The sequence below is a fragment of the uncultured Veillonella sp. genome (assembly GCF_938010505.1).
Classification (GTDB): Bacteria; Bacillota; Negativicutes; order Veillonellales; family Veillonellaceae; genus Veillonella.
This window is the reverse complement of record NZ_CALLVP010000137.1, coordinates 1-7,496: the sequence shown is the minus strand read 5'-3', so window position 1 is coordinate 7,496 and position 7,496 is coordinate 1. Positions and strand designations below refer to the sequence as shown.

The window sequence follows — 7,496 nt, the reverse complement described above, 5'->3', positions numbered from 1 at the left end:
GCTCATCCTAGATATATCATATGTGTTTTATCGAGTCAACATATAAATCCATTCACATACAAGTGATACTAAAAACGCTATTAACATTAGAATCAAACCTTCATAAGGAGTTCCGTTAATGCAAGCCCCTGTAATACGCCCCATAGTTTGTAAAAGTAATACCGTACTCAAAATACATAGCACAATCATACAAAAACCAATGATAGCTTGCAATATTAGTGGTACCATAGTAAGAATTAGCATAATCCCTACCGTGAGGGTAACCAAAGCCATCACAAGTTGAGCAAGTGCCATTATATGCAAAATACCGGTTGTAACAGTTCGTATATAGAATTTACGCTCTTGTGCTACCGCATAGACTATGATGATACCGGCCATGAGAATTACTTTTCCGATTACCCATGCGAAGCGGCTTAAATTCCAAAATTCTCGAGGCTTCCCCACCTCTTCAAAAAAGATCTGTATCTCATGGTGACCAATTGGAAGAGATAGTAATTCCCACTTCACTAATAACGAGGAATTACGTATAAATGCACGTATAGCATCTAGATATACACCTTCACCAACGATAGTAAATTGATAACATATAAGTGTTAATAGCAGCATTCCTATGAGTTGCCCATAAGCGATATCAAAGTGATACATCCGTGGATTTTTTTCTTCAATAGGGTTTAATAAACGATAGATAAACTGTACTAAACCTACCACCATAGGCCTCACCACCTTTTACACAATATACATACACCGCATTCAAGTTTGAATAATCTAACATACAACACACAATAAGGAACTATAAAAAATAGTTCCCTTTCATTTTCCGCTCATCATTATAGCACAAAAGCAAGGTATATTCATACCTTGCTTTCATGATTTTTTCACAACTATATAATTATCTAGATGAAACAAACATAAACCTTCTACACTATTTTTCTACAATACATTAGATGTAAATATGACTACTTAAAACAGCCCACCAGAATGTATATTGCTTATGACTATGAAAAAGATAAGTGCAGAAATACTACCAATGATAATGAATGGAATTAAACCTGCTAATAGAGTAATACCAAATGTTGAAAGTTTAGGTTTGTTAATTTGTTGGCTTAATAAATTAAGACTTACCCACCAAGTCCAAACAGAAATACCAATCATATTAACTATAAGAATCCCCATAGCTAGGTATAAATAGAATGGCCCATCTTGTCTAACAAAACCGTAAACAACGAAAAGGATGAAAAAAGGTATTGTAAAAAGAGTCAAAACAAGCATTAGTAGTTGTCCATATGCGTAGGAATACCAATTAACCTTTAGTACTTCTTTTGGGGTAGTATGAGCATCGAATTTATTTGCTATCCAAGATACTAAATAAGCATTAATATAAAGACCAATAAAGGTACCGAGTAAATTAAACGCAAGTGTATAAGCGGCACTACCATTTGCATTCATTACAATAATACGACCAAAATCTGTATGATGTAACTGCATAATGGATATAACAAGAGCTGGTATAAAAGTTGTTAGAAGTGTAAGAACAAAACTAACTGCAGCCGTTGCATAAAACCCTTTCATGCAAGATCCATACGCTACAATCTGTGGAATACCTTGCTTAAAGGGAGACAAGATTAATGCCTTAAAATCAGAATACCATGTTGTTTCCATAGCCCCTCCTACATACGAATGACATTTTTTCTATTTTAACACGAATACTATTAGAGCAAATATATTTATTCTAATCAAATATTTTTTATTAATTAAATGTAATAAAAATATTGATAGACACCCAAAGGAATCTATCAATATATACAATATACTATACGATTATAATACGCCAGATAATACTATTTGTAGTACACCAAAGATACTTCCAACTAAGAAAAAGGCAATCCCCGTAATGACAGGACTCAACTTAAATTGTTTAGCCATCAAGAGGGCCATAACAACAACATTAATCCATTCCAAAGCGCTTAAGCCATTTGAACCAGAATTGGGTGGACTGTCTAATACAGAATACACAGGAACTAAAATCATCAAAAATAGCATGTGAATCCAACTATTTAAAGCTTGATTCAACAATATGTCCGATACAAGTTGTTTAAAAGTACCTTGTCCTTTAAAAACCTTAAATATCAAGTAAAGAATACTAGAAAAAACTAATATGGATACAGCAGACCCCGCTAAGAAGATAATAATATCCTCAAGCGAAACATCAATGGGCCCTAACATCTGCCACATAATACTGTCATAAAAATAACTATTAGGAAGTAGTAACATTAAAAGACGTATTCCCAACTCTGTGACAATGGTCGATACAATTGCAACCACTAACATTCGTTTAACTGTAATTAAAGGCATCCATTTTTCTATATATGGGCCAAAGAACTCGTTCATAGCAACCTACCCTTATAATTCCTCACTTTTAAATAATTAATCCTCTAGAAAATAACTATAATCAAGACCTTTCCTCAGTAATCCCTAATTTATTAGTGCTAACCATATTAGGCCCCTTTTTTATTTGATCTGATAATATATATTATACTATATAATTTAACTTTTAAGATATTATTCCAGCCTATTATAACGTAAAAAAGCAGCCCACTAGGGGCTGCTTTTTTGGTCATCTTATTGCAAAGATGCTGCAATTTTTGTAAGGTTTTCATCCATACGTTCTAAGTATGTTTTATTGTCTTCGTTGCTTTCGATAGTGTAAATAGTTTCTACCTTAGCCCCTACTTCTTGTGCCAAAGTTTTGGATACTTCTGGGCTAGCCATTTCTTCTGCAAAGATAGTAGTGATATGGTTTTCTTTAGCGTATTCGATGAGTTTAGCCAATTGCGCTGCATTTGGTTCGCCTTCAGCAAATACATCTTCCACACTATTTTGTTCTAATCCAAAGTCACGGCTTAAGTACGCAAATGCTGCATGGCCTGTAACGAAGTTTTTATGAGGAGCTTTAGCGAATTGCTCTTCATATTTTTTAATCATTGCATCTAGTTTAGCAACGTATTCAGTGTAATTCTTTTCGTAGTAATCCTTGTTCGCTGGGTCAGCTTTTACAAGAGCATCCTTGATATTTTTCACTTCAATTTTAGCGTCTTTCAAAGATAACCATGCGTGAGGATCTTCTGCACCATGTTCTTTAATTTCTTCTGGGTCAGTATTTTTAATCGCTTCTACGCCTTCAGTAGCTACAACAGTTACGAGCTTATCATTTTTAGCGGCTTCGATAGCTTGTTTTGCCCAAGGCTCCATACCAAAACCGTTATACACAAATAATTGAGCTGTTGCCAATTGTTTCATGTTTTCAGGCTTCAACTCGAAATCATGTGGCTCTACGCCATCCGGAATAATAGTAGAAACCTCTACCTTGTCACCACCAATAGCTTTTGTAAATTCAGCCATCGCATTAAAACTTGTTACCACTTGGATCTTTTTACTTGCTTGTTCCTTCTGTGCCTTCGGTGTATCATTACCACAGCCTGCAAATAAAACAGCCATCATAATACCTACAGCTAACAAAACCAGTTTCTTGATCATCGTAGTCCTCCTTTGTTAAATCCTGCCCGCTATGCCTGTATAGAATAAGTTGCATTCTTCAGTTGCAGTTGCGACTCAGTTGCATTTGTAATATAGTTATAGTATAAACTTACTCAGAATTTTGTCAATCAGAAATGTGGTTTTCATATGTTATCTATAGAACATCTTTATTTTTCCTATCAAGGTCAACCTCCTTATGTGTTGAACGACCTTAATCTACATATTCATAGCGGCGATTATATATCCATCGTAGGAGACAATGGGTCTGGTAAAAGTACCTTACTCCGCCTCATTTTAGGATTTCTTACCCCTGTGAAAGGCTCTATCAAACGAGATACAAACAATATTCGATACGTATCTCAGAAAAATGATTTCTCCCATGCAGGTTTTCCCATTACGGTAAAAGAAATCCTCGATTCCTACCGCAAACTCTTAAAAATTAAAGATAAGAACGAAGTCAATCGGGTGTTAGAGCTCACTCATATGACAGAGTTTAAAGACCGCCTCATCAGCAAACTTTCAGGTGGGCAAGCACAACGCGTATCCATCGCTCGTGCCCTCATCGGTAGACCTGACCTCATCATCCTCGATGAGCCTTCAACAGGTATCGATAGAAAAAGCCAAGAAGGGATTTACACTCTCCTTCGCAATTTAAACCAAGAGCACCATATTACAATTATTTCTGTAGAGCACAATATCGAAATGGCCTTAGCGAACTCTACAAATATCTACCACATCGCAAATGGCCAAGGTCACCTTTGTTCTCCCGAGCAATATGCGAGTGAAATCATGCACAGTACAGGTCACAATCCGATAGATCACGAAAACTGCTCCTGTTTCACAGATGTGACCACTCAGGCTCAGGCTCAGGCTCAGGCTCAGGCCGATGATACCATAGTTGAGGAGGTGCGCCATGTTTAGTTATGATTTCATGCAAAATGCCTTCTTCGTAGCCATCTGCATTTCCCTTTTATGTCCATGCATTGGTATCTTTATGGTGCTACGCCGTTCTAGTATGATTGGTGACACCATGAGCCATGCATCGCTGGCAGGTATTACGCTAGGCTTATTGACTAGCACCAATCCAATTTTAGGGGCTTTTATCTTTACAGCCATCTGCGGTGCCCTCATCGAGTTCTTGCGAAAATACTTCTCCCACCACCTCGATTTAATTCTAACAATTATCTTATCCCTTAGTATCGGTACTGCTATTACTCTCATTAGTTCAGGCAAACTGAAAGCTAACGCCAATGTATTTTTCTTTGGTAGCATCCTTACGGTAAATGCAGCCGATATGATTAGTATTGCAGTACTTACAATTTTATCTGTACTCACCTTGTATTTCCTATATAACTCCTTACTCTACATCGCCTACGATGAAGAGGCCGCTCGTGTAGTGGGAGTTAAGGTAGATTTTATTAATTATATCTTTGCCATCTTAATGGCTGCCGCCGTATCTATATCCATTAAAATAGTCGGTGTTCTCGTATTAAGTGCCATGATTGCACTCCCAGTAGCATCGGCATTACAATTAGAAAAAGGATTTAGAACAACACTACTCTGTTCCATTGGATTTAGTTTACTAGCCATGATCATTGGACTTTTCGGATCCTACTTCCTTAATGTAGCACCGGGTGGTTTCGTGTCGTTAACATCGGTAGGAATCCTACTAGTAGTATTAGTCATTAAGAATATTCGTGCTATCATACGACGCGTACAATTTAGCAAATAGGCTAAAACCATTATTAATGTGTTTAGACATACACAACATAGCTAGTTAGAGTAATATAGCTAATTAGAGTTAAATAATATAACTAGTTTAATTTAAAATATAGCTAACTAAATCCGATAACATATTTGATATTTTATTAGCCATATAAGTCATTTAACTATACAGGTGTATATCAGTTTTAGTATTAAAACAGAATCAAAAGAAAGATATGAATACAACAACTTGGCCGGAAGGCATAAAAAAGACCAAACAGCGCGAAGCCATTTGGTCCGTATTAACAACAACAGATAAGCCTATTACAGCCATTGAAATTGCAGAGCGATTAGGTGATAGCGGTACTACTTGGATGTCCACCATCTACCGTACCCTTGAGTTATTAGAAACAAAAGGTATCGTTACGCGTACCACACTCATGGGGAGTGACATGGCATACTATGAGATTACCCCTCATACACATCGCCATTATGCAGTATGTACGAGCTGTGGCGCTATGATACCTCTACACACCTGTCCTGTCGTAGAAATGCCACAAGAACTTAGCGATGCAGGATTCACTGTAACGGAACATCACCTTGAGATTGCAGGGATTTGTAAGAGGTGCAAAAACAAGAAGTAGAAAATAGACAACTAATGTTTAAACAACAAAAAGGACGCAACTGATAGTTACGTCCTTTTTAGTTTTAAAATATATTTTGTATTAACCTTATTTAGCTTTCACCAATTACAGCATCAACGGAGCCACTACGAAACCGAGTGCTACAGAAATGGCGATAGCAAGTACACCAGGAATGAAGAACGGATGGTTAAATACAAGCTTACCGATTCGCGTGGAGCCCGTATCGTCCATTTGTACAGCCCCCAAAAGTGTTGGATATGTAGGCAATACAAAGAGTGCAGATACAGCTGCGAAGGATGCGATAATAATATAAACAGATTCTGTGTTCTCAGGTGTAATACCGAGAGCTAGAATTACAGCTGGTACCAAAGCTTGTGTAGTTGCCGCTTGGCTATACAACAATGTACTTGCAAAGAAGAAGGCTACCGCCAATAGGAACGGATATGCTGTTACCATGCTAGAAGCGAGTGCTTTAATTTCAGGAATATGACCTTTTACAAAAGTATCGCCCAACCATGCTACACCTAGTACACAGACACAAGCGGATAAACCGGATTTAAATGTGCTTGTATTAACAAGTTGAGCCGTATCAAGCTTACAGAAGAATGTGATAGTAGCTGCAATAATCATCATGAGGCCGATGATAGCATCGTTTCGACCAAAGATAACTGGTTTTATAAGTCCAATATTTTTGGAAATTGCAGTTGCGTAGAATACGATACAAATGATACCAATCAAGAAGATCAATACAGAAGTTTTCGCACCTGGTTTTAAATGGAAATCAGAGCTTTTTTCACGAGGTGGAGCCACGTGACCTGCTGCCAAACGTTCTTGATATACTGGATCAGAAGATAAATCATTATTCGCAAAGGTAGACATGATAAATGCCGTAATCATAACCCCTACGAATGTTGTGGAAATACAAATCGCGAGCAATGTAGGATAGTTAACACCATATGGCTCAAGGAATCCACTCATAGCAACTACTGCTGCCGATACAGGACTCGCTGTGATACCAATTTGGCTCGCTACAACGGCAATTGATAATGGTACAGATGGCTTAATGTTTTCACTTTTCGCCACCTCTACGATTACTGGAATCATAGAGAATGCTGTATGACCAGTACCTGCTAAAATAGTTAAGAAATACGTAACAGTTGGTGCTAAGTAGTTGATGTGCTTAGGATTTTTACGCAAAATGTTTTCAGCAATGCGCACCAAGTAATCAAGACCACCGGCTAACTGTAAGGCACAGATGGCTGCGATAGCAGACATGATAATCAAAATTACATCCCACGGAATTTGTCCCGGGAACATCCCCATACCAAGGCTTAACAACACAACCCCAAGGCCGCCAGCGTAACCGATACCCATACCACCTAGGCGAACGCCGAGGAAGATGGCACCAAATAAAATAAGAACTTGCATAATTACATAAATGTCCATACGATGACCTCCTTTATACATATATAGTATCATAGATATTCCAAATAATCATCGAATTTTGACAATGTATAGTCTATAGTTTAAAAATTTGATGAAAGTATCTTATTTTTTACATGATGAATTGTAAAATATATTGCGACAAATAAAAAGACTCATATTGGAGATCTC

The 7,496-nt window shown here is 37.3% G+C and carries 8 protein-coding genes; 3 read left to right on the top strand and 5 right to left on the bottom strand.

The features are described 5' to 3' along the window. Positions 1–27: 27 nt before the first annotated feature. From Q0507_RS08415 to Q0507_RS08400, 4 genes are all read right to left on the bottom strand, one after another. On the bottom strand, positions 28–711 hold the full coding sequence (locus Q0507_RS08415; RefSeq protein ID WP_298715017.1) for a hypothetical protein: 684 nt from the start codon (positions 709–711) through the stop codon (positions 28–30). 249 nt (positions 712–960) lie between these two features. Beyond that, positions 961–1,659, bottom strand: a complete 699-nt coding sequence (locus tag Q0507_RS08410) for a hypothetical protein (protein ID WP_298715015.1) — start codon at positions 1,657–1,659, stop codon at positions 961–963. A 159-nt stretch (positions 1,660–1,818) separates the two neighbouring features. Beyond that, entirely contained in the window at positions 1,819–2,388 is a 570-nt protein-coding gene (locus Q0507_RS08405; protein ID WP_298715013.1) for a hypothetical protein, read from the bottom strand. 231 nt (positions 2,389–2,619) lie between these two features. Beyond that, the gene (locus Q0507_RS08400; RefSeq protein ID WP_298715011.1) at positions 2,620–3,534 is read right to left on the bottom strand and encodes a metal ABC transporter substrate-binding protein; all 915 of its coding nucleotides are present in this window, start codon (positions 3,532–3,534) and stop codon (positions 2,620–2,622) included. 147 nt (positions 3,535–3,681) lie between these two features. Here Q0507_RS08400 and Q0507_RS08395 point away from each other — a divergent pair, with 147 nt between their 5' ends. The 3 genes from Q0507_RS08395 (at position 3,682) to Q0507_RS08385 (ending at position 5,882) form a co-directional block, all read left to right on the top strand. Then, on the top strand, positions 3,682–4,455 hold the full coding sequence (locus tag Q0507_RS08395; RefSeq protein WP_298715009.1) for a metal ABC transporter ATP-binding protein: 774 nt from the start codon (positions 3,682–3,684) through the stop codon (positions 4,453–4,455). Next, complete coding sequence (locus tag Q0507_RS08390) at positions 4,448–5,266, top strand: metal ABC transporter permease (RefSeq protein ID WP_298715007.1); 819 nt, start codon at positions 4,448–4,450, stop codon at positions 5,264–5,266. Before Q0507_RS08395 ends, Q0507_RS08390 begins: the two co-directional genes overlap by 8 nt. Before the next feature lie 208 nt (positions 5,267–5,474). Then, positions 5,475–5,882: a Fur family transcriptional regulator gene (locus Q0507_RS08385; protein WP_298715005.1), complete on the top strand. Its 408-nt coding sequence runs from the start codon at positions 5,475–5,477 to the stop codon at positions 5,880–5,882. A gap of 105 nt (positions 5,883–5,987) precedes the next feature. On the opposite strand, the gene Q0507_RS08380 is transcribed toward Q0507_RS08385, so the two are convergent. After that, positions 5,988–7,328, bottom strand: coding sequence for an anaerobic C4-dicarboxylate transporter (locus tag Q0507_RS08380; protein WP_298715002.1), 1,341 nt, complete (start codon positions 7,326–7,328; stop codon positions 5,988–5,990). Positions 7,329–7,496 lie beyond the last annotated feature (168 nt).